The 21,893-nt window shown below is 39.1% G+C and carries 19 protein-coding genes and 1 riboswitch; of the genes, 9 read left to right on the plus strand and 10 right to left on the minus strand.

What is annotated here, in order from left to right:
* Positions 1 to 95 precede the first annotated feature (95 nt).
* Together rluC and IE199_RS09275 are read left to right on the plus strand one after the other, a co-directional pair.
* On the plus strand, positions 96 to 1,055 hold the full coding sequence (gene rluC, locus IE199_RS09270) for a 23S rRNA pseudouridine(955/2504/2580) synthase RluC (RefSeq protein WP_229854633.1): 960 nt from the start codon (positions 96 to 98) through the stop codon (positions 1,053 to 1,055).
* Entirely contained in the window at positions 1,055 to 1,702 is a 648-nt protein-coding gene (locus IE199_RS09275; RefSeq protein WP_189769592.1) for an HAD-IA family hydrolase, read from the plus strand. Before rluC ends, IE199_RS09275 begins: the two co-directional genes overlap by 1 nt.
* 42 nt (positions 1,703 to 1,744) lie before the next feature.
* Here IE199_RS09275 and IE199_RS09280 read toward each other — a convergent pair whose 3' ends face one another.
* Positions 1,745 to 3,382 carry a lytic transglycosylase gene (locus tag IE199_RS09280; RefSeq protein ID WP_189769594.1) on the minus strand — a complete coding sequence of 546 codons (1,638 nt, stop codon included), beginning with the start codon at positions 3,380 to 3,382 and terminating at the stop codon, positions 1,745 to 1,747.
* A 32-nt stretch (positions 3,383 to 3,414) separates the two neighbouring features.
* Entirely contained in the window at positions 3,415 to 4,197 is a 783-nt protein-coding gene (gene gloB, locus IE199_RS09285; protein WP_189769603.1) for a hydroxyacylglutathione hydrolase, read from the minus strand.
* Positions 4,198 to 4,328: 131 nt separating this feature from the next.
* On the opposite strand from gloB, the gene IE199_RS09290 reads away from it, so the two are divergent.
* Entirely contained in the window at positions 4,329 to 5,075 is a 747-nt protein-coding gene (locus IE199_RS09290) for a methyltransferase domain-containing protein (protein WP_189769605.1), read from the plus strand.
* A 10-nt stretch (positions 5,076 to 5,085) separates the two neighbouring features.
* A complete protein-coding gene (locus IE199_RS09295) occupies positions 5,086 to 5,844 on the plus strand; it encodes a Nif3-like dinuclear metal center hexameric protein (RefSeq protein ID WP_189769615.1) in 759 nt (252 codons plus the stop codon).
* A gap of 44 nt (positions 5,845 to 5,888) precedes the next feature.
* On the opposite strand, the gene IE199_RS09300 is transcribed toward IE199_RS09295, so the two are convergent.
* On the minus strand, positions 5,889 to 6,644 hold the full coding sequence (locus tag IE199_RS09300) for an ElyC/SanA/YdcF family protein (RefSeq protein WP_189769622.1): 756 nt from the start codon (positions 6,642 to 6,644) through the stop codon (positions 5,889 to 5,891).
* Between the two features lie 152 nt (positions 6,645 to 6,796).
* Positions 6,797 to 6,989: riboswitch (Lysine riboswitch) on the plus strand.
* A gap of 147 nt (positions 6,990 to 7,136) precedes the next feature.
* Here IE199_RS09300 and lysC point away from each other — a divergent pair.
* The gene (gene lysC, locus IE199_RS09305; protein ID WP_189769624.1) at positions 7,137 to 8,489 is read left to right on the plus strand and encodes a lysine-sensitive aspartokinase 3; all 1,353 of its coding nucleotides are present in this window, start codon (positions 7,137 to 7,139) and stop codon (positions 8,487 to 8,489) included.
* Between the two features lie 23 nt (positions 8,490 to 8,512).
* Here lysC and IE199_RS09310 read toward each other — a convergent pair whose 3' ends face one another.
* On the minus strand, positions 8,513 to 8,944 hold the full coding sequence (locus IE199_RS09310) for a nuclear transport factor 2 family protein (protein WP_189769626.1): 432 nt from the start codon (positions 8,942 to 8,944) through the stop codon (positions 8,513 to 8,515).
* 142 nt (positions 8,945 to 9,086) lie between these two features.
* On the minus strand, positions 9,087 to 9,743 hold the full coding sequence (queC, locus tag IE199_RS09315) for a 7-cyano-7-deazaguanine synthase QueC (protein ID WP_189769634.1): 657 nt from the start codon (positions 9,741 to 9,743) through the stop codon (positions 9,087 to 9,089).
* A gap of 87 nt (positions 9,744 to 9,830) precedes the next feature.
* Between queC and queE the strand changes: the two genes are divergently transcribed.
* Positions 9,831 to 10,505, plus strand: a complete 675-nt coding sequence (queE, locus tag IE199_RS09320) for a 7-carboxy-7-deazaguanine synthase QueE (RefSeq protein WP_189769636.1) — start codon at positions 9,831 to 9,833, stop codon at positions 10,503 to 10,505.
* 7 nt (positions 10,506 to 10,512) lie between these two features.
* Here the strand turns inward: queE and pdsS are convergent, their stop codons facing one another.
* Together pdsS and pdsR are read right to left on the minus strand one after the other, a co-directional pair.
* Positions 10,513 to 12,663 (minus strand): proteobacterial dedicated sortase system histidine kinase, encoded by a 2,151-nt coding sequence (gene pdsS / locus IE199_RS09325; RefSeq protein WP_189769637.1) that lies wholly within the window; start codon positions 12,661 to 12,663, stop codon positions 10,513 to 10,515.
* Between the two features lie 4 nt (positions 12,664 to 12,667).
* Positions 12,668 to 13,387: a proteobacterial dedicated sortase system response regulator gene (gene pdsR / locus IE199_RS09330; protein WP_229854635.1), complete on the minus strand. Its 720-nt coding sequence runs from the start codon at positions 13,385 to 13,387 to the stop codon at positions 12,668 to 12,670.
* 180 nt (positions 13,388 to 13,567) lie between these two features.
* On the opposite strand from pdsR, the gene pdsO reads away from it, so the two are divergent.
* Complete coding sequence (pdsO, locus tag IE199_RS09335) at positions 13,568 to 14,362, plus strand: sortase-associated OmpA-like protein PdsO (RefSeq protein ID WP_189769639.1); 795 nt, start codon at positions 13,568 to 13,570, stop codon at positions 14,360 to 14,362.
* A 247-nt stretch (positions 14,363 to 14,609) separates the two neighbouring features.
* A complete protein-coding gene (locus IE199_RS09340) occupies positions 14,610 to 15,320 on the plus strand; it encodes a transporter substrate-binding domain-containing protein (protein WP_189769641.1) in 711 nt (236 codons plus the stop codon).
* Here IE199_RS09340 and dinG read toward each other — a convergent pair.
* The gene (gene dinG / locus IE199_RS09345; RefSeq protein WP_189770572.1) at positions 15,317 to 17,425 is read right to left on the minus strand and encodes an ATP-dependent DNA helicase DinG; all 2,109 of its coding nucleotides are present in this window, start codon (positions 17,423 to 17,425) and stop codon (positions 15,317 to 15,319) included. The genes IE199_RS09340 and dinG overlap by 4 nt on opposite strands.
* Positions 17,426 to 17,540: 115 nt before the next feature.
* Between dinG and IE199_RS09350 the strand changes: the two genes are divergently transcribed.
* Positions 17,541 to 19,964, plus strand: a complete 2,424-nt coding sequence (locus IE199_RS09350) for a DNA polymerase II (protein ID WP_189769643.1) — start codon at positions 17,541 to 17,543, stop codon at positions 19,962 to 19,964.
* On the opposite strand, the gene IE199_RS09355 is transcribed toward IE199_RS09350, so the two are convergent.
* Together IE199_RS09355 and betI are read right to left on the minus strand one after the other, a co-directional pair.
* Complete coding sequence (locus tag IE199_RS09355; RefSeq protein WP_189769645.1) at positions 19,905 to 21,083, minus strand: BCCT family transporter; 1,179 nt, start codon at positions 21,081 to 21,083, stop codon at positions 19,905 to 19,907. The two genes, IE199_RS09350 and IE199_RS09355, sit on opposite strands and share 60 nt — an antisense overlap.
* Positions 21,084 to 21,169: 86 nt before the next feature.
* A complete protein-coding gene (gene betI, locus IE199_RS09360; RefSeq protein ID WP_229854637.1) occupies positions 21,170 to 21,763 on the minus strand; it encodes a transcriptional regulator BetI in 594 nt (197 codons plus the stop codon).
* Positions 21,764 to 21,893: the final 130 nt, after the last annotated feature.

The raw sequence follows: 21,893 nt of genomic DNA on the forward strand, positions 1-21,893 counted from the left end.
ACTTTTCTATTATCCCACTTTTTGTGAGAAAAAGGCAATTAAATCGTTATCTTATTTAGGCGATATTTACAAAAACTATGTTAAAATCTTTCGTTATGAACGATACGACAAAACCTCAAGTTCGATTCTTCACTGTTACACAAGATGATGACGGGCAAAGAATCGACAATTATTTATTAAAAACCCTAAAAGGGGTTCCGAAAAGTATGATTTATCGTCTTTTACGAAAAGGCGAAATTCGTGTTAATAAAAAACGTACTAAACCAGAATATAAGTTAGTTGCAGAAGATGTTATTCGTGTTGCACCTATTCGTGTTTCTGAAAAACAAACAACAGTGTCTACTCAATTAAACGTTGTTGCTAATCTTGAAAAACAAATTTTATTTGAAGACGACAGATTACTGGTGATCAACAAACCATCTGGCATGGCAGTTCACGGTGGCAGTGGCGTAAACTTTGGCGTCATCGAAGCGTTGCGTGCTTTAAGACCTCAAGCAACCATGCTGGAATTAGTCCATCGACTTGATCGGGATACTTCCGGTTGTTTAGTGGTGGCTAAAAAGCGCTCTGCACTGAGAAATCTGCACGAACAGTTACGTGAAAAGAAAGTTCAGAAATTCTACCACGCACTGGTTAAAGGTCGTTGGTCAAATAAACTTACGCGTGTAACGGAAGGTTTAAAAAAGAACGATCTTAAATCAGGTGAACGTATTGTTGTAGTTGACAATATCAACGGTAAGGAATCTGAAACGCGTTATAAAGTACTGCAATATTATAAAGGTGCAACTTTAGTTCGAGCTTTTCCTGTTACGGGTAGAACACATCAAATCCGGGTGCATTGCCAAACTAAGGGACATCCTATTGCCTGTGATCCAAAATATGGACATCCAGAATTTGATGCACAAATGAAAGAGCAGGGGCTTAGTCGCTTATTTTTACATGCCGCAAGCATTGAGTTTAATCACCCATTAACAAACAATCGCATAATGGTTGAAGCGCCACTTGAGCCAAGTTTACAAAAGCTATTGAACAAACTTACGCAAGAAAAGCCTTAATGAAGCATTATAAATTAGTTATTTTTGACTGGGACGGCACGGTGATGGACTCGATAGACCGTATTGTCTCAGCCATGCGAAGCGCCGCACTTGATGTAGGATGTGATGTTCCAGCAAAAGATGCGGTTCGAAATATCATTGGGCTCAGTTTACCGGTCGCCATTGAAACCTTGTTTCCCAAAAGTGATCAGGCACAGGTATTAGCACTTAAAGAAAGCTACAAACATCATTATGTGAATGTTGACCAAACGCCAACTCCCATTTTTGATTATGCAATTGAGCTTTTTCAATCACTAAAGCAGCAGGGCAAAGAGCTCGCTGTTGCTACAGGAAAAGCGCGAGATGGTTTAGAACGTGTATGGCAAGAGACAAATACGGGGGTTTACTTTACCAGTTCAAGATGCGCTTACGAATGCGAATCTAAGCCGCATCCACAAATGCTAGAGCAGATAATGACAGAGTTAAATGTATTACCTGCAGACACTTTGATGATAGGTGACACGACTTACGATCTCGAAATGGCACAGCAAGCTGGAGTCGACAGCATTGGGGTTACCTTCGGTGTTCACAACGAAGTGCAGCTAAAAGCCTTTTCACCTAAAGCCATTATTAGTTGTTATACCGAATTGATTAAGTTATTGGTTTAACTTGAGTTTAATAGTTAAAAAAAGCACCCTAGGGTGCTTTTTTTATATGGCGTTAGTCACGTCTACAGTAAGTTTGAGCAACTGGCCAGGTTGTAGATATTTTGAACGACTGATGTTATTCCAGCGCTCAATTTGTGCGATGCTGACATTAAATTTACTGGCGATACGGGCAAATGAGTCACCACGCCTTACCTTATAGGTAATATTACGAACAATACTTTGCTGTGCACTGCTGGTTTGGGTTGGGGCGGTTGTTTTCGATTTTCGCCAAATCACTAATTTCTGACCAAGTTTTAAAGTATCTCTTGGCGCCATGCCATTCCATTTGGCTAACTGTTTGTAATTTACACCATAAGCACGGCTTATATCCCAGAAAGTGTCACCAGATTTAACTATATGGGTTAGCTTTTCTGCGCCTCGCTCTTTATTTTGGGTTTTAGCTAAACGTTGTTCACTCGATAAAATATATTGATCGAGTGATCTAGCTGCAACAGGGATCAACAAGTGTTTGCCTGCTCGGATACGAGTTCCTGTTATGTTGTTAACTTGTTTTATCACGCCAATATCAGTATTAAATTTTTTCGCGATTTTACCTAAACTGTCGCCGTTTTTAATTTGATACCTTTGCCATGCAAGTCGATCTTTATCACTTAGTTGGCTTAAACCAGTTTTAAACTGTTCAATTTTGTGATTAGGTAAAACTAAATAATGAGGCCCTTTGGGATCAGTTGCCCAGCGGTTAAAACCAGGGTTTAAGTGCTGTAGTTCTTTTAAGGATAACCCTGCAAGTTCAGCCGCTTTTGCTAAATCAAGTTGTGATCCTATATCTACTGCAGATATAACAGGCTTATCTTTGATTTGAAATAGTTTAATGTTGAAGTCGTCAGGACGTTTCACAATATCAGCGATGGCTAATAATTTAGGCACGTATGCTCGGGTTTCTTTAGGTAAATCTAACGACCAAAAGTCAGTGGGAATATTGCGCTTTTTATTATTTCGAACCGCACGTTGAACCCTACCTTCTCCGGAGTTGTAAGCTGCTAGCGCTAACAACCAATCACCGTCAAAAAACTTATGTAAGTATTGTAAATACTTAATTGCACCTTGGGTTGATGCAATGACATCTCTGCGCCCGTCATACCACCAGTTTTGTTTCATGCCAAAACGGGTACCAGTACCTGGAACAAACTGCCACATACCAGATGCTCGACCATGTGAGTAAGCAAATGGATCAAAGGCGCTTTCTACGATAGGTAGTAAGGCGATATCCATTGGGATACCAGCTTTTTCAATCTCTTGCACTATATAGTGTAAAAAAGGCTCTGCGCGTTTTGCGACGCGATCTAAGTAAGCCTGATGATTGGCATACCAGTTACGTTGCACTACCACGCGTCGATTCTCTGGCACTTCAAACACCAGTTGGTCGCGTATGCGTTGCCAAACATCTTCACTAATATTAGTGTCATCAGTCAAAGGGATAGAGACATCGTTGACAGGATGGATGATGTCAGCGGTTTCATCAGCATATAGTGCTGAGCTTATGTCAACAGGAGAGGCGACGTGTGAACAGTCAATATGTTCATCTATATTGGTTTGCAAGTTTGCGTCATTTGACGAGCTTGTTGTTTGACAACCAGCCAGTAGGGCGAGCAAACTTAAAGAAAAAGGCAAATATCTCATGAAATCTCTTCTATAAAATTCGTTAACAACAGCTAAAAGTTATCTTTCCATAATCGGATAGCAGTAAATACTTCCAGCTCGGTTAATAATTGTTGGCCAACATATTCTTGGGCACTTTGTTTTATTTCATTTTCGCCACATCGTAAAAATGGGTTAATTTTTAGTTCTTGTGCAATGTTAGTTGGTATTGTTGATTTATTTTGTTGTCGTAAGGTAACTACTTGATTGTAATAATCGACCATAGCCCTGTTATTTGGTTCAACACTCAGCGCAAAATTTAAGTTTGCCAAGGTATATTCGTGAGTGCAATACACTTTTGTTGTGCCTGGCAGCTGTTTGAGTTTATTTAATGACTGATGCATTTGCTTTAAAGTACCATCGAACAAACGCCCACATCCAGCTGAAAATAGTGTGTCACCGCAAAAAAGAAGGTCATCAGTTAAGTAACCAATGTGGTCTAGTGTATGTCCGGGTAACGATAACACTTGAAGTGAAACATCTAGGTGGCTTAACTCAACAATGTCATCTTGAGTAACAGGATGTGTAACCGTTGGAATTTTTGGCGTATTTGGCCCATAAACGGTTAAAGCATGACCTAATTTAGCACAATGCTGAGAAAGTACCGGGATGCCCTCAGTATGATCCCAATGATTGTGGGTTATTAATAAACTAACTAATGAAAGCTGGTTGTCCGCTAAAAATTTTAAACAAACCTCGGCATCGCCAGGATCAACTAAAGTAACGGTTTTATTAGATTCGTTTATCAGTGCCCATATATAGTTGTCGTTAAAGGCTTTTATCGCTTTTATTTTCATATGACTTTTACTTATGCACCCTGTGACATACGTGTACCTAAATGCTAATATCCTTGCATAGTTTAACCTTAACGTTTTTTTTTATAAACGTTTGCCTTAATTAATGACAAATTAGCAACAGTGTAGGGTATATGAAACCAGCTTTAGCGTTTAGACAGCCTCATGCGCCAGCTTCATGGGATAGATTACCCAATGGCGAGCTAATTGCTCAGGAAATTAGCAGTATTCTCGCGCCTTGGTGGCCCAAGTTTTTTGGTTATTATTTACTAAAAATAGGTGCTCTTAGTGGGGCATTAGATACGTCTATTTCGACGATAACCAACCATGTCACCATTGCTGATCATAAACATAACACCAATATATATGCAGAAATTGACGACTTACCCATTTTAGAACATAGTGTTGACGTTTGTTTATTAAGCCATGTATTGGAATTCAGTCTTGATCCTCATCATGTGATCCGTGAAGCGAATCGTGTGTTAATTCCGAATGGATATCTAGTTATTACCGGTTATAACCCAATAAGTTTAGCAGGCTTAAATAGTTTTATTCCTTATCGAAAAAATCAGGCACCATGGAATGAGCGCTTTTTTTCGCCCATGCGTGTGAAAGATTGGTTAGATTTAATGGGGTATGAAATATTAGCTGACGAAAGGTGTATGCATTCCAGCCTTGCAAAGCCTATTAGTCAAAACAGCATTGCGCGTCACACTCGTCAATACATGCAACGATTGTTTCCAAGCTTAGGTTCAATCTACGTGATTATCGCAAAAAAACGGGTATTGCCACTAACACCAATTAAGCCACGATGGAAATTAAAACCTAAATTGGCACCAATTAATGTGTCTTCGATACATTCTTCTCGTCGACCTAAATAATAGAGCTACAATGAAAACTTTAGAATTTGAACGCTATTTAAACGAATTATTAAAACCAGAATTAATTAAAGATTACTGCCCAAATGGCTTGCAAGTGCAAGGCACAGATGAAATAAAGCATATAGTGACTGGCGTTACCGCTACACAGGCATTGATTGAACAAGCTATCGTGGAAAAAGCTGATGCTATTGTGGTGCACCATGGCTATTTTTGGAAAAACGAGTCGTATGTACTTCGTGGAATGAAATATAAAAGAATTAAAGCGTTGATGGATAACAACATCAATTTATTCGCTTATCATCTGCCGATTGATATTCATCCTGTACTTGGAAATAATGCACAACTGGCCAAAATGTGGCAAATAAATGATGTACAGCCATTAGAAGTGGGTAATGCTTTAAGTGTTTCTATGCGGGGGCAGTTTGAGCAAGCTTTATCAGCTGCAGAGTTAAAAGCCAGAATCGACCAATCTCTAGGCCGAGAAAGCTTACACATTGCCCCTGCAAGTAACAAAGAGATAAAAACTGTTGCTTGGTGCAGTGGTGGTGGCCAAAACTATATCGAATTGGCAGCAGAACATGGGATTGACGCTTTTATCTCTGGAGAGGTGTCTGAGCAAACTACCCATATCGCACACGAGATGGACATCCACTTTTATGCGGCAGGCCATCACGCGACAGAAAGATATGGCGTAAAGGCACTAGCTGAGTATTTGCAAAACGAGTTACCAATAACCACTAAGTTTATTGATATCGATAACCCGGTATAGTAACTAAACCAACCTAATACTATAAGTGGGTAAAATGGTTAAAGCTAAAAGCTTTTTACCCACTGAATAATTTGTCCTAGCGTTTCATACCAAGCATTTGTCGTTTGCTGCAGTTCCTGCACAGTTGGTACGTAATATCCCCAATCTTTATTATTGTTAATGCCTTTTACCCATGGGCTTGCGGGAGCTGCGATAACATTTGCCCCTTCACGTTTAAAATAGGCTACGCTTCTTGGCATATGATCTGCATTTGTCACCAGTGCAACCTTTTTACCACTGACTCTTGGCGCAATTAACTGGGCTTCCTCTTCTGTATCTTTAGGAAAACTCTCTACAAATATTTTTCTCTCTGGCACGCCTAAGCTTGTTAAAGCTTGCTTAACTTTGATGGCATTTGATTCTTCGTTATTAAACGCTGAGCCTGATGTGATAATTTGAGCTTCTGGGTGTAAATGATAAATACGAAGCCCTTCTACCATGCGTTGTAAAGAGCATGGCTTTAACTGAGAAGTCGCAGGCCAAGCGGTGTCAGTGGTATGCCCACATCCTAAAATTACAATATAGTCTAACTGGTTTTGTTTGGTAAATGCTGGATAGTCATTTTCATGAGGTAACATCAGATGATCACTTACCCAGGGAATACTGGAAACAACAAGTATTAAGGTGGCTAATAATAAGGATTTAAAACTTTTTGCCTCATGTTTTTTAAAGGTTAATAGGGAAAAAATGAGCAATACGATCACAATACTCATTGGCATCAGTAACAAGCCAATAATCTTTTTTAAGATAAATAAATCCATTAAGTCACACTCGTTATTTATTTCTATTAATAATATCAACTAAGTCTATGAAAGTGGATGAGAAAAAATAATTTTATCGCAACGCTTGTATTTTTAATTGATATAACGTTAAATACGCTTTCATCAAGATTAGACTAAATACTCAATTTTGATGTACCAGAAGAGGTGCGGTAGCCAGGTAGTTGACAAGAGGAACCACAATTCCTACGACTGTTAATGAGGGGGACTACCGCCGAGGACAATTTGTGTGTGGCACAAGTTTGTTCGGTCACTAAGGTTGAATCCTTAGGGCTGTCACCTCTGCTTACTTGTGTTGAGCAGATATGGTGGAGAGCTTCTGGCTGGAAATAATTGTTGTCAATTCAAACTATTGCTTTTCAGTCATGCTCTTCCTTGTGTTTTGTTTGTCGTAGAATCGACAATTAGGGAGAACTTTTCAATGTTTTCAATTAAGCTTTTGCCAAGCGATTTCTATCAACGTGAGGCGTTAATATGACTTTACCAACTTTAACTGTTTCAAAGTTTGGTGGCACTAGTGTTGCCGACCATCCTGCAATGCTGCGTTGTGCTCAGATTATTAAAAATGATTCAAGCAACCGAGTGGTTGTTGTTTCTGCAAGTGCAGGTGTGACTAACTTTTTAGTACGTTTGGCACAAGCTGATGTATCAGCAACAGAGCAAGCAGAAATTATCGAGCAAATTCGTCAAATCCAGTATCGAATTACTGCACAGCTTGAACAGGAAAGTGAGTTAAATGCTACGGTAGAGCAGTTACTTGAAGAGCTTGCTGCATATGCAGAAGCTCAGGCATTAAACCATAGTTCACGTATTGCAGATTCAATTCTTGCATTTGGTGAACAGTTAAGTTCAAGATTATTTGTGCAGGTACTTAACTCTATTGGGGTTAACGCGCAGTATTTTGATGTAAGACAAGTCATGAAAACAAACGACTTGTTTGGCAAAGCGGTTGTTAATATTGAAAAATTGAAAGTGCAATGTAACACCTTGTTAAAAGATAAACTGGCTGATTGTGTTATCGTGACACAAGGCTTCATTGGACAGAACGACGCTGAACAAACAACAACGTTAGGTCGTGGTGGTTCTGATTACAGTGCAGCTTTATTAGCTGAAGCGCTTGATGCTAATAGTTTAGCGATTTGGACAGATGTTGTTGGCATTTTTACCACAGATCCTCGTATTACTGATCAGGCTCGTTCGATTAAAGAAATTAGCTTTGGTGAAGCTGCGGAAATGGCAACCTTTGGTGCGAAGATCCTGCACCCCGCAACGTTAATTCCAGCGATGAGACAAAATATTCCAGTGTTTGTTGGTTCAAGCAAGGAGCCTGAAAAGGGCGGTACTCTGATCCAAAAATCGGTGGAATCAGCGCCAACTTATCGTGCAATTGCATTAAGAAGAGAGCAAACCTTAGTAACGGTTAGAAGCCCTGCAATGTTGCACGCTAGTGGCTTTTTAGCGAAAGTATTTGCTGTACTGGCTAAACATGAATTGAGTGTTGATTTAATTACCACCAGTGAAATCAGTGTCGCAATGACGTTTGATAATCCAACCGGATCAACTCAAGCCTTGTTAAACTCAACGGTAGTACAGGAGCTTGAACAGCTTTGTGAAGTATCTGTTGAACACGGTTTATCGTTAGTTGCTGTGGTTGGCAACAAAATCCATAAAACTAATGGTGTTGGAACAAGTATTTTTGACGCGCTATCTGGCGTTAATGTTCGCATGATTTGTCATGGTGCCAGCGAACATAACTTATGTTTCTTAGTGAATGAAAATCAAGCTAATGAAGCGGTAGAGAAATTACATACCAGCTTATTTGCCTAGTAATAATAGTAGCAATGGCCAAATTAGCGGTCATTGCTATACATCTTGTCATCGTAAATTTTATCGATATACCACTTATCAGCCACATTAACTAAGTGTACTTTTCTTATTTCTTTAACACGCTTATCGTTATAAAAACCGTCAAATAAAACTGTGAGAGTGCCACTTGAATAAAACTCTGAGCGCATAACTTTATCGCCTAGTGCAGAGTTAATGGTGACTTTGTCGAATGATAAGAATAAGTATTGACGAGCAAAATGCTTGGCACTTTTGTACTTTGCAAGCTCTTTCTTTAGATCATCTGAAGCGAAGCTACGCGCTTTTTCTATATTTTTATCGTTATAAATAGCAGAAAAAAAGTTAATCGCTGCGTCTTCTGGTTTTACTTTATCTTGCTTACCGCAGGCAGAAACTATTAACACTATCCCAACAATGAATAATACGTTTTTGAGCATAATATAAAAACTAACTGTGACTTTATTTTAAAAAGTATATCAGTTAGTTTTTATTTTTCCGTGAAGTTGATAAATAACCTCAACTTTTTATAAATTGTTGAGACTAGAAACCTAATGGATATGTCTAGCTGTGGTTCATAGATTATTCGTAATCAAGCGGGTCGGTTGCATTATTGTCACGAAAAGCTTCGAGTCTCTCGTCACACGCACCACATTTACCACAGGCTTTTTCTCTGCCGTTGTAACATGTCCAAGTTTGGCTGTAATCTAAACCCATTTTAAGGCCGTCGGTTAAAATATCAGTTTTAGTTACCGTTAAGTAGGGGCTAAAAATTTCCACGGGTTGGTAGTTGGCGATTTGGCAAACATCATTCATTTTTTCAACAAACTCAGGGCGACAGTCTGGATAAATTGCATGATCACCTGAGTGAGCGCCATAATAAACTTGGCTTGCCTCCACTGAAACTGCATAGCCAACAGCAAGTGATAACAAAATCATATTACGGTTAGGAACAACCGTCGATTTCATGCTCTCTTCTTCATAATGGCCTTCTGGAATGTCGATATCGTCAGTCAGAGATGAACCCGCTAATAATTGATTAATTGCTGTAATATCAATAATTTTATGCGGTATGTTCAAACTTTTGCATACGGCTGCTGCGCAGTCGAGTTCTTTAACGTGGCGCTGACCATAATCGAAAGATAGCGCGTACACTTGTTTGCCATCTTTTACTGCTCGATTTAGCACGGTAAATGAATCCATGCCGCCAGAGTAAATAACAACGACTTTATTGCTCATATTTTTTGCTCACTGGGGTATAATAGAAAACTTTGGCATTTTACTTTAATTCCAGCACTGGATAAATAGGCAGTTTCTAGCAGGTTTATGAACGTTTCCTACAAAATTAATGAGTTATTTGAAACTATTCAAGGTGAAGGCAGTTTTACTGGCCAGCCTTCAATATTTTTACGTTTGCAAGGGTGTCCTGTGGGTTGTTCTTGGTGTGATACTAAACACACGTGGGAAATTGATGTGAAAGATCAAGTGCCTACGCCTGATATGGTCAATAAACCACAAGAATCTACAACATGGGCGACCATGTCTATTGACGATATCTTGTCGACTTTTAATAACGAAGGCTATAAAGCAAAACACGTAGTGATCACTGGTGGTGAGCCTTGTATGGAAGATTTAACGCCACTTTGCCAAGCATTAGAAGCGAGTGGTTTTAGTTGCCAAATTGAGACATCAGGCACTTTTGAGATCAGAACTACAGACGCTTGTTGGGTTACCGTGTCGCCAAAAGTTAATATGAAGGGCGGTTACGACATTTTAAGTTCTGCAATGCAAAGAGCCGATGAAATTAAACATCCGGTAGCGACAGAGGCTCATGTTGACGATCTGAAAAGACTGTTAAAACAGCATCAAGTGGAACATAAGCCAGTATATTTACAACCGATCAGCCAAAAAACGCGTGCTACCGAGCTCGCAATCGCCACCTGTATAGAAAATAACTGGCGTTTATCTGTACAAGTTCACAAATACTTAGGTATTGAGTAAATGAGTATTACAGTAACGGTAATTTAACCGTTACTGTAACACCTTTTGGGTTATGGTGGTTTGCAGCTGAAATAGCACCTTTATGAAACTCGCAAATCAGCCTAGCGATATACAAACCTAATCCCAAGTGTGGACGTTTATCTTCAGGGTTATCGTGATAACTATCGCGAATGGAAACCATTGAATCAAACAAACGCTCGTGCATTTCCTCTGGCAAATAAATTCCATTGTTACTAACGTGCAGAAACAACGTTTGTTGCTTCTTCTCCAATGAAACACTGATGTGTTTATCTTGACTAAATTCCACTGCATTGGAAATCACCTTGTCCAATAGCTGTGCTATGTGTTCAGGTGAGCCCTTCAATTTTATGCTTTCGTCACTACAAGCAAACTTTAAAATAAAATCAGGGTATATTTGTCGGTAGCCTTGCAAACAACCCGATACCACTTTAACCATGTCAAATTCTACTTTGTCTGTACTTTTTAACATTTGCTCTAAACGAGTCGCTTCTGACATATTGGTTAAAATTAAATTTAATCGATGTAAACCACTTTGCGCGCGCTCAACTGTGGTGGTGGTAGATTCAGGCAATGGTTGTAAAGATAGGTTTTCTAACGATGTTCTTACAACAGCAATAGGCGTTCTAAGTTCGTGAGATAATCGTGAAGACATATTTTCTAAATAATGGTTGTACTGACTTAACCGACTAACAGCAGTAGAAAAGCTTCGTGATAAATCGCCAATTTCGTCGTTAGTTGTTGACGCTGGCATCAGTTCATTAATTCTGCCGTGTTCGTCAATAGCGTGTTCTGCTTGGTTTCGCAGTGTTCGAATACGAGTAGAGATACGGCTGGCGAAGAAGAAAAACGCTAATATACCAAACAACATAATGGCAAGTATGCTGGTAAACAGTTTCTCTAATGCTTGGTTACGCACAGTGCGAATACCATTATTAGTCTCTTCTACGATCACGGCACCTTTAACTTGGTTGTCGATGTAAATCGGGTAGGCTGCGGTCAATATGACGGCTTTATTGTCAGAGGTTAGTCGCCATTGTGACATGGGATTTCCAGCCAACGCTGATTCAATATGTGCGCCTGTTAAATTTTGTGCATCGTATAAATGATCAACAAAGTCTTTAGGTGGCTGTGTTAGTAAGTTATCAAACAGCGGTTTTAACCATTTTTTAAGTTGGCTATGCCAAGTGTTTTCTTCTTGTTTAAGGTTTTTATCCCACATGCCATTGGCTTTTTTAATATCTCCTGCGCGTGCTAACATGCGATTGTGTTGATCGACAACCCAAATACTAGAATTGGTGTAGCTCATGCCTTTAACGATGCGTTCAATTTCAGGTGAAGGGACTAAAATAGTCCCCAAGGTTTCTTGTGTACTAGGATCTGCACTTGCGATGGTCGTTAATGTTTCGCCTAGTGGTTGGTCAACATCGTGCACCGCAAAGGCGAGGTTATCGCTAATACGAGACAATGGAATTCTAAATTCAACATTATAGCCTTGGTTGTTAGCTAGCCATCGTCCTTGAATAAAAGGCGATACTTTTGGTTGCAACGACGCGGTATTTATTTGAAACGCATCTAGCCAACCATCTGCTTTGTTACTAAGCATAAACCTAAGAAATTCACCATTTGGACTGGTAAAAGCAAGTTCTAAACGGTCATTGTTAACAATGCTTAGTGCATTGGCATCACGATAAATTAGTTTGTCATCAACTACACTGATGAAAAAATAAAGGAACTTGTCGTATTTGCCAACTGCGGCGGTAAAGTTTACAGATAAAGAGTCACGATCAGTGACTATCGAAGGTAATACATTTTGAATGCCGTAATAGTGTGCTTTGGTTAAAAAGTCTGGCCAATCTTGATATTTACCATCAAGATTAATTGGTTGCGAAAGTTGATAACCGTATAGGTCTTTGCCTTTTTCAACACTGGGTAAAAAACTTGCCTGATTATTAAATAAGTTAGGGCGTTCATGTAATGCCGTCGCTAAGGCTCTAGCAGTACCAATGATTGTTTGCTCTTGACCAAATCTAAGGTACTTTTCCATTTCCCAAACGTATTGATAGCCGAACCATGGAATGGTGACTAAAAAGCTCGACAGTAATAGCAGCTTGCTGCGAAGGCCAAATCGAAATGCCATTGAATTAATTTTCCTGCTGACTCGGATTCCAGCGATATCCCATGCCGTAGACAGTTTCAATGCAGTCAAAACTTGGGTCTATTTGGCAAAACTTTTTTCTGATCCTTTTAACATGCGAGGTAATGGTACTGTCATCGACATAGATTTTAGAGTCTTGCATTAATTGTTGGCGATTTTTTACATGGCCAGGGTTCTTTGCAAGTGCATATACCATCCAAAATTCAGTAATGGTCAGTTCAACCGTTTTTTGTTGCCAGTTAATGGTCATGCGCTGGCTGTCAATAGCAAGAGGTCCCGCAGACAAAATATGGTCTTCTTGCTGGGGCTTTTTCATGGCATCTTGACGTCTAAACAACGCGGCAATTCTAGCGGTTAAGTGAGGCAGGCTAATGTCTTTTGTTAAATAATCATCAGCGCCTATACGTAAACCCGATACTGTATCTACGTCGTTATCTCTAGCGGTCAAAAATATGATAGGTAAGGTTGGCGAAAGATTTCTCAGCCACTGACACAAGGTAAAGCCCCCGTCATATTCCTGCTCTAAGCCTATATCTAATATCACTAAATGTGGCAAACGAATGTCGAATGCCTGTGTGGCAGAGGCGCGATTGGCGTATGTTTGTACGTGATATCCTTGAGCACGGAGTACTTCTGCGTAATTTTCTCGGATAGCCGCTTCGTCCTCAACAATGGCAATATGCTTCACCAGTTTATTTTCCATCATGTTCTTAATTACTGGGCACTATATACAACTTTTTTATGAAATGCGCGAAATTGTGCAAATTGCCATATTGTTGCCACATTTGCTCAGCACATTGCCTTTTTTGTTCCCAAATACTGCCAGATTAACTTGTTTTAATAAGCTCAACAAAACGAACAAGACACTCCAAACAAGGACAATTTCATGAAACAAGTTAAAAGCACTAAATCAACTACTTTGTTAACAGCTAGCATCATCGCTGCCACTTTAGCTACTGCGCCTGTTATCGCCAAAGATTATGCAGATATGACACCAGAAGAAGTTAAAGCTGCACAAAAGAAAAGTGAAAACATAGGTTTTGGTACAGGGGCTGTTATAGGCGCCATTGTTGCCGGACCTCTTGGCGCTATCGTGACAAGCGCAGTTGGGGTACTGGTGGGTAACCAACACAGTGTTAACCAACAAAAGACCAGTTTAGCGGCGAAATTAGTTGAAGAACAAAATAGCTACCAAACAGCATTAGCAACTTACCAACAAAAATTACAGGATGCAGAGCAAGCTTATCAACAAGAATTGTTAGCTTTGCAACAAACTCAAGATAGCACTTCGCAAATGCAAGCGGAGAACTTATTAATGAGTTTACAGTTTTCAACCGGTTCAAGTGAAATTAAGCCACATTACAGTGACCAAATTGACGCTTTAGCCAAAATGCTCGCCATGTCGCCCAAACTGAATATTAACTTATCAGGCTATACAGATTTGCAAGGAAGCGAAGAGCTTAACCAAGCACTTTCATTAGCTAGAGTAAATTCAGTGAAAAGCGAACTTATTAACCGTGGGATTGATGCAGACAGAATTAATTTGAATGCATACGGTGAAAATGCTCCCGTTGTAGCAAACAACGAACATCAAGCGAGTTTCTATGACCGCCGTGTGGTGATTAAACTCGAGCAAAACAAAGGTTTTCAATCCAACCAACAAACTGTTAGCAACTACTAGTCATAGTAAATAATTTAAAACGCAGGAGGTGATTTATAACAAAAACCAAGCACGCGGATACGCGTAAATAAGCCAATTCCTTTCAAGCGCGAAACCAGAGCTATGCTCTGGTTTTTTTCGTTATTAAAAACGTTAATTTGTTTAGTCTGTGGATGTTTAGGTTAAAACTATTTAAGTGATATCAAGGTAGCTAAAATTTTTAAGTCTATACTGGCTATATGGGCTTTAAAATTAAGGATAATTTTCTGTGAAACGTTGTATGTTTATCGTGTTTGCCATGCTGATTAATCAAGCCGGTGCTGAGCAAGCAACTCAAAGGAATGAAACATTGTTATTCAGTGTGGCAGATGAAGGGCAAATTATTGCTTGGTACAAGCACTATATTGTTAGAACCTATGAGAAAATTGGCTTTGATGTTGATTTTGAGCTTATTCCAACAGGTAGAGAAGGGGTGGAAGCTGAAAAAGGGTATGTTGATGGTTTAACCATTAGAGTATCGTTAGCCGAATTGTCATTTCCTCATTTTAAGCGCGTGCCAGTGCCATTATCTCGAGGCGAGTTATCAATGTATTGCCAACATGGTGTTAAATGTACTCGAGAAGTTTTGATGACGCGTAATGTTACGGTTGGTGTAGTCAGTGGTTCAAACGCAAGTACCTATTATATGAAAGATAAAGCTGCTCGTTTATACCACGTGAAAAATGGTGAGGTATTAGCGGAGCTACTTCATAAAAAGCGTATTGATTACATCATTTCTATTGATAGTCCTGATTTTGGAAATTACTCTTTCATTGAGCAAAACACCTATCCAAAGGTAGAGCTACTAAAAATTGAAGCCTATCATTATCTGCACCAAAAACATCAAGACTTACTACCCAAAGTAACGCTAGCGTTAGAAGAAGCAATAAAAGAAATAGGCCCTTTACCTATCGAGCAGCTTCGGCAAAATTCAAATTAACGCACACGTTTATATGGCGGTAATGAATCTAATAATTCTTGCCCATAACGTTTGGTTTTTAAACGTTTATCTAAAATGGTAATTTTGCCAGTATCTTTTTCATTGCGTAGTAAACGACCTGTAGCTTGCACCAATTTTTTGGATGCTTCCGGCACACTGATCGACATAAAGGGGTTACCACCTTTTGCGGTGATATATTCTGCTTGAGCTTCTTCAACAGGGCTGGTAGGCACAGAAAAAGGTAATTTTGTGATCAGCAAATTGGTTAAATACTTACCAGGTAAATCTAAACCCTCTGAAAAACTTTGAGTACCAAACAACACACTAGCTACGCCGTTATCACAACGTTTTTTATGATTTTCAATTATATGCTGGCGCGATTGTTCACCTTGTACCTGAATCGACATCTTGTGTTTTTCGCGCAATGCTTGTGCAACTGTTTCCATTTGCCAATAGGATGAAAATAGCACCAAAGTCGCTTTATCTCGTTTAATAAGTGCAGGCAATACTTTAATAAGTTCGTCAGTAAAACGTTGGTCACTTGGCTCAAATTGCGCGTCAAATATTTCAAGCTCAGCATTTTCCCGATAATTAAAAGGGGATGTTACATGTTGGTATTGCGTGCCGTCATTATTGCTTAAGCCAACTTGACGTCGAAAATGATCAAAGGAATTTAATGCCATAATTGTTGCTGAGCACAAAACCGCACCTTCACATTTTGACCATAAGTTATCTTCTAAAGTGAAACCTACTTCTATAGGTGAAGCTGACAATAAATAATCTTGACGTTTACCTTGTAATAGCTCCATCCAACGCGCCAGTGGTGCGCCTTTTTCGCTATCTGTTTTGTCATACATGGCCCATAAATTATGAAAATTTTCCAAACGTTGGTGTAAAAAACCATATTCGGCCAGCACAGGCTCTGCTAAATAATTAGCCACTTCACCGTCTTTAACGGCTTCCATCAGCAGCATATATAGCTTATTGCCGTGGTTTAAACACTTTTTACTTAATTCAGTTAAATCTTCAGCAGGAAATTTTATTTCCTTAGGCAGTACTCCATGTTCAAAACGAAAAATAGCACTGTCGTCATTTTTTTTACCAAATGAAGCGTTGTCAGGCGCTTTAAAATATACGTTTTTATTTGCTTCGATAAAGCCTAAAACTTTGTTTAAATCTGTGATCAAGTCAGTGGCATCATCGGCAAGTTTTAACGCAGGTGATATCGCACTATTGGACTTAATGAGCTTAGACATTTTATCACCAACAGCTTTTAGCGTTTCTAGCCATTCTAGTGCGCCTTTCACTGTTACTGCGGCACTCGCGTGGTCACGCGTTACTTTTGGAAGGTGATGTGCTTCATCAATTACGTAGAAAGTATCATCTGGTTCGGGCAATATTTTACCACCGCCCATTTCCAAATCGGCCAATAACAAACTGTGGTTGATTACCAACACATCAGCTTTGTCCATGGTTTCTCTAGCTTTATGAAAAGGGCAATGCGTATGATCGGCTAAATGCTTTAAACAGCTGTGTTTATCCGATTGAATCATTTGCCAAATATGATTGGGAATGGGGTCAGCCCAAGAGTCTCTATCGCCTTGCCAACGGTTTTCTTTTAACGCTTCATGCAGGTGCTTTAATAATTTTAAATCATAATCACTTGGTTTTTCGGCAAAAGTAAAACCTGCCTGTGGAGTATCTTGTGCGTTTACCGCTGTCGCTAGCTTATAGGCACAAACATATCGCTGACGACCTTTTACTAAGGTAAATTCAAAATTAAGGCCACTGTACTTTTTTAAAAAAGGTAAGTCTTTGTCGACCAATTGTTCTTGTAATGCAACTGTTGCCGTTGAAATACACACTTTCTTTTGTTTGGCGACAGCCAATGGAATGGTGCCTAGTGAATAGGCTAATGATTTACCCGTGCCAGTGCCTGCTTCAATAGCAATGATTTTACGCGTTTTGTCATAATCACCGGCCAAGGTTTTCGCTATTTCGGCAATTAAAAACGTTTGCTGTTTACGGGGATTAAAGTTTTCTAGGTTTTCGCCAATAGCACGGTAAGCGGTGCGAATAGCTTGTTTTAGTTTTTCAGAAAGCATGGGCAAGGCTAATTGGCGGTTTCTAATCACCGCTTTTTCTTTTACAATGCTGTATATATTACCAGTTTGTATTGGTTTTTGTTATTTATTTTTTAATGAGGTTAAGTAAATAGTCGTGCATAGCATTACCGGGTTTATATTAACGCGCCAAGCCATTGATACCAGAAAAGGTATTGTGCTGCATTATTGGTTGAAAACCCCTGACGGTGCCAAACAAATCACAGTGTACGACGAAAAGGCGGTGTTTTTTGTTGAGTCTAATGACAGTGAGCAGGCGATAGCCCTGATAGAAAATGAAGGTATACGTCTGGCTAAAGTCAATGCGCTTAACTTAAAAACCTTCGCTCAACAGCCTGTTACAGCGCTTTATTTTGATTTATTGCGTGATTATTATCGAGCTCGTGAGTGTTTAAAAGATCATAAAATTAAATGCTACGAAGATGATTTTCGACCTGAAGATCGTTTTTTAATGGAACGCTTTGTCACGGCAAGTGCTGAATTTAGTATTGAATACGTGATAGACGAAGATGCAATTCATCCACATTATGTCGCGAAGAAGTGCCGCAGTGTTGACAAAGATGTTCACCAGGTTTCCTTGTCTATGGTGTCATTGGATCTTGAATGTTCACTGCAAGGAGAGCTGTTTTCTGTTGGCTTATATTCACATGAACTTAAAGGGCAACAGGTCAAAACTGTCTTTATGATAGGTGATGAAAGTGTCACTAGCTCTGAAAAATTAAAACAAGACGAAATAGATATTACCCTTGAACAAGTGATTTGGTGTCGCGATGAAAAACACTTGTTACATTCTTTAATTGATTGGCTCAATGTCTACGATCCCGATGTCATCATCGGGTGGAATGTGGTGCAGTTTGACTTTAATTTATTGCAAAAACGCTGTCAGTTACACCATATCGAATTTGTCATTGGTCGAGACAAACGTCCACCAAGGTGGCGTAAACAACGTACCAGTGAACAGCACTTTATTGATATTAGTGGTCGTGTGGTAATAGATGGTATTGATGTGTTAAAAACGGCCACTTATAACTTTGATAGCTTTTCATTGGAGAATGTCTCGAGTGAATTATTAGGGTTACATAAAAAAGTTGATGATGCTGACAATCGAATAAAAGAGATCCTCGATAACTTTACCCATGACAAATTAGCGCTTGCAGCCTATAACCTGCAAGATTGTCGCTTAGTCACATTAATTTTTGAAAAAACACAAATGTTAGAGTTTGCCATGTTACGAGCTGAACTCACAGGGCTGAGCCTTGATAGAGTCGGCGGTTCAGTAGCGGCGTTTACTAATCTTTATTTACCCAAATTACACCGTGCAGGTTATGTCGCTCCAAACTTGGGTGACGGTATGAAAGGCTTAGTATCACCTGGCGGCTTTGTAATGGAATCAATTCCAGGTTTATACAAAAACGTACTAGTACTGGATTTTAAAAGCCTATATCCCAGTATTATTCGCTCGTTCAATATTGATCCAATGGGTATGGTTGAAGGGCTGCGTGATAAAAGTAATGCAATTGAAGGTTTTGATGGTGCTTATTTTTCAAGAGATAAACACTTTCTTCCCGATATTATCAACCAGTTGTGGCGTGAACGTGATAAAGCCAAAATAGACAATAATGCTGCATTGTCGCAAGCAATTAAAATTATCATGAATTCTTTTTATGGTGTATTAGGCTCTACCGGCTGTCGTTTCTTTGACCCACGTTTATCAGGTTCAATTACGAAAAGGGGGCACGAGTTACTTAATACCACCAAAGATTGGATAGAAGATAAGGGTTATCAAGTCATTTATGGTGATACTGACTCTATTTTTGTGCACGTTGGTGATGATTTATCTGAAAAAGAGTGCAACGCTTTAGGTAAAACTCTGGCTAGCTATATCAATGAAAAATGGCAGCAAACGTTAAAAGCTCGCTTTGCCATAGAAAGTGAATTAGAGCTCGAATTTGAAACCCACTTTTTACAGTTCTTTATGCCAACCATACGTGGTGCTGATGTTGGAACAAAAAAGCGCTACGCAGGCTTAGTCAATAAAAATGGTCAGCAGCAGCTGGTGTTTAAGGGGCTGGAAAGTGTCAGAACAGATTGGACACAACTAGCAAAAAACTTTCAACGTGAGCTTTATCAAAAAGTATTTGCACAGCAACCCGTTGAAGAATACATCCAACAAGTGGTTAAACAAACTCGCAATGGGGAGCTTGACGACCAATTAGTGTACCGCAAACGTATTCGAAGAAAACTAGAGCAATATGTAAAAAACGTGCCTCCACACATTAAAGCGGCTCGCTTAGCGGATGAACAAAATAAAAAAGCCGGTAAACCTTTAAAGTTTCAAAACAGAGGTACTGTTGAATACTATTTAACAACGTCTGGGCCTCAAGCCAAAGGCTATGTCAACGCACCATTAGATTACGATTTATATGTTGAACGTCAGCTTAAATCAGTTGCTGATGCTATCCTACCGTTTATCGACACCAACTTTGACAAAATTGTTGATGTGCAGATGCAGTTGTTTTAATCGAGTTGTCGTTAAAAACTCCAAAAGACCTAACAGGGCAATTAAAATTACCAGCAATGCAGTCCATTGGATAAACAACCATTGTTCTTTAAACATGGCCGTTAACATTAACAGTAGTATGGAGTTAAACAGGACAAATTTTTTCATACCTAAGCGCTTGCGATCGATGGATAACGATTGGCTATAGTGCGCCACCATAAAATCTAACGAATTAACAACAAACAGCAGCGCCAGTAATACCATGGTTATAGCAATAACCGGCGACATAACTGCTTGAATGATAAAGTGATGATATAAAACGCTAAACCAAATAGCTGTTGGTATCAAAGGTATTAATACCATGGTTAAAAGTAGTTTGAAGGGCGACATTTGATTAACAAATTTAGCGACAAATTGCCCTAATAAAATAGTCCAGGTTAACCACCATGCTAAATAAAATTCATGATAGTCATTAAAGGGCAAAATAAACTGATGAAAGTTTGCTAAGTAACCTCTGGTTGCTGCCAAACTTGTGACTAGATCTTGGCTTGAAAAGTCATTTGTTATCCCGATCACCAATATTAGTGCGCAGAATAACAATACACTAACTTGACTTAATCGGGTCATAAAGCGGACTTTAGTACTGACTAATAAAGCAAATATGATCATGAAAAAGAGCAAAGCAAATAAAACTAACTCGCTAATTTCAGTCAAGAAATAATCTGTGTACTGTGGAATTAGTTGTAAAAATAACGACAGGGTAAATGCACAGGTCATCAACACAACTAAGCTGTTGACTAAACGAATAGAAGGGCGTTTAAACAATTGTAACTTTGGCTCTAAGGTTAAAAAATATAGCGTAGAAACAAAATATAAAAACCAGGCGGTTAATCCCCAAAAGCCAAGCTCGATGGCAAGTGGATTGACAAACCCATAGCTGGGGTCGCTTTGATAGCTAGGAAATTCGACTAATGGCATCAGAATAAAGCCACTGTCCAATCCCGAAGTAAACAAAATTGCAACGAGTACCGCAGATGAGCTGGGCGTATCTCCTGACAATTTTACTTTTCTATATCGCCAACATAAAAAAATACCAACAACGATAAACAGTAAAATTCCAACAGATATCAACAACCGCATCTTAAAATATGTACTTTTTTAAAAACACGACATTTTAGCTTCAAATTAAGACAGTTAAATGACACTTATTACCAATGACATAAATCTTAGTACTTGTAGCGCTCAATTAGGTCGTCTGCCAATTGTTGGCAATATATGCCAGCCTGTTTAAATTTTTCTTCTGAAGAATGCGCAAGTGCGCAACGCAACCATTGACCGTCAATTTGGGCTGCGAGAATTTGAGTCACCATATCAAGATGTTCATATTTAATTAACTGCTTGAGGGAAAACTTTAAATTGCTAGCCAAACGAGCATGATTTAATTTTTGTAGTTTTCTAAATTCATCACTGTGCATTGACTGTACCCAAAAGGACAGCCAAGCCACTGCCGCCTTATTGCTGCTTTGTGTACTGGTAAAATTTGCGTTGATAATATAACTGATACGTTGGTTAGCACTGGGTTTTTTGTCTTTAAACTGCGCGAGGAAATCTATTTTTAACTGCGCCAACAAATACAGGGTAGTTTCTTTAAGTAAGCCAGTTTTACCACCAAAATAGTGAGAAATAATACCTGTAGAAACACCGGCGAGCTTTGCAATGCTAACGATGGTTGTTCCTTGCAAGCCATGCTCTTCGATTGAGGCTAGCGTTGCTTCTATCAGTTGTTGTTTTCTAATTTTTTCCATACCAACTTTGGGCATCTAACTATCCTTTTTGCACTTAATAGCACTTGTACATATTAATGTCATAAGACGTTTATCTTACCGTCATGTTCAAGTAAAACTTAATTGATAGTATGGTAAGTCTTTATAAATACAAGTTAAATTTTTA

This window comes from Thalassotalea marina, assembly GCF_014656435.1.
GTDB classification, from domain to species: Bacteria; Pseudomonadota; Gammaproteobacteria; order Enterobacterales; family Alteromonadaceae; genus Thalassotalea_C; species Thalassotalea_C marina.

Coding starts and splice junctions, on each gene's coding strand:
- rluC (WP_229854633.1), top strand. CDS start 96: ATGAACGATACGACAAAACCTCAAGTTCGATTCTTCACTGTTACACAA.
- IE199_RS09275 (WP_189769592.1), top strand. CDS start 1,055: ATGAAGCATTATAAATTAGTTATTTTTGACTGGGACGGCACGGTGATG.
- IE199_RS09280 (WP_189769594.1), bottom strand. CDS start 3,382: ATGAGATATTTGCCTTTTTCTTTAAGTTTGCTCGCCCTACTGGCTGGT.
- gloB (WP_189769603.1), bottom strand. CDS start 4,197: ATGAAAATAAAAGCGATAAAAGCCTTTAACGACAACTATATATGGGCA.
- IE199_RS09290 (WP_189769605.1), top strand. CDS start 4,329: ATGAAACCAGCTTTAGCGTTTAGACAGCCTCATGCGCCAGCTTCATGG.
- IE199_RS09295 (WP_189769615.1), top strand. CDS start 5,086: ATGAAAACTTTAGAATTTGAACGCTATTTAAACGAATTATTAAAACCA.
- IE199_RS09300 (WP_189769622.1), bottom strand. CDS start 6,644: ATGGATTTATTTATCTTAAAAAAGATTATTGGCTTGTTACTGATGCCA.
- lysC (WP_189769624.1), top strand. CDS start 7,137: ATGACTTTACCAACTTTAACTGTTTCAAAGTTTGGTGGCACTAGTGTT.
- IE199_RS09310 (WP_189769626.1), bottom strand. CDS start 8,944: ATGCTCAAAAACGTATTATTCATTGTTGGGATAGTGTTAATAGTTTCT.
- queC (WP_189769634.1), bottom strand. CDS start 9,743: ATGAGCAATAAAGTCGTTGTTATTTACTCTGGCGGCATGGATTCATTT.
- queE (WP_189769636.1), top strand. CDS start 9,831: ATGAACGTTTCCTACAAAATTAATGAGTTATTTGAAACTATTCAAGGT.
- pdsS (WP_189769637.1), bottom strand. CDS start 12,663: ATGGCATTTCGATTTGGCCTTCGCAGCAAGCTGCTATTACTGTCGAGC.
- pdsR (WP_229854635.1), bottom strand. CDS start 13,387: ATGATGGAAAATAAACTGGTGAAGCATATTGCCATTGTTGAGGACGAA.
- pdsO (WP_189769639.1), top strand. CDS start 13,568: ATGAAACAAGTTAAAAGCACTAAATCAACTACTTTGTTAACAGCTAGC.
- dinG (WP_189770572.1), bottom strand. CDS start 17,425: ATGCTTTCTGAAAAACTAAAACAAGCTATTCGCACCGCTTACCGTGCT.
- IE199_RS09355 (WP_189769645.1), bottom strand. CDS start 21,083: ATGCGGTTGTTGATATCTGTTGGAATTTTACTGTTTATCGTTGTTGGT.
- betI (WP_229854637.1), bottom strand. CDS start 21,763: ATGCCCAAAGTTGGTATGGAAAAAATTAGAAAACAACAACTGATAGAA.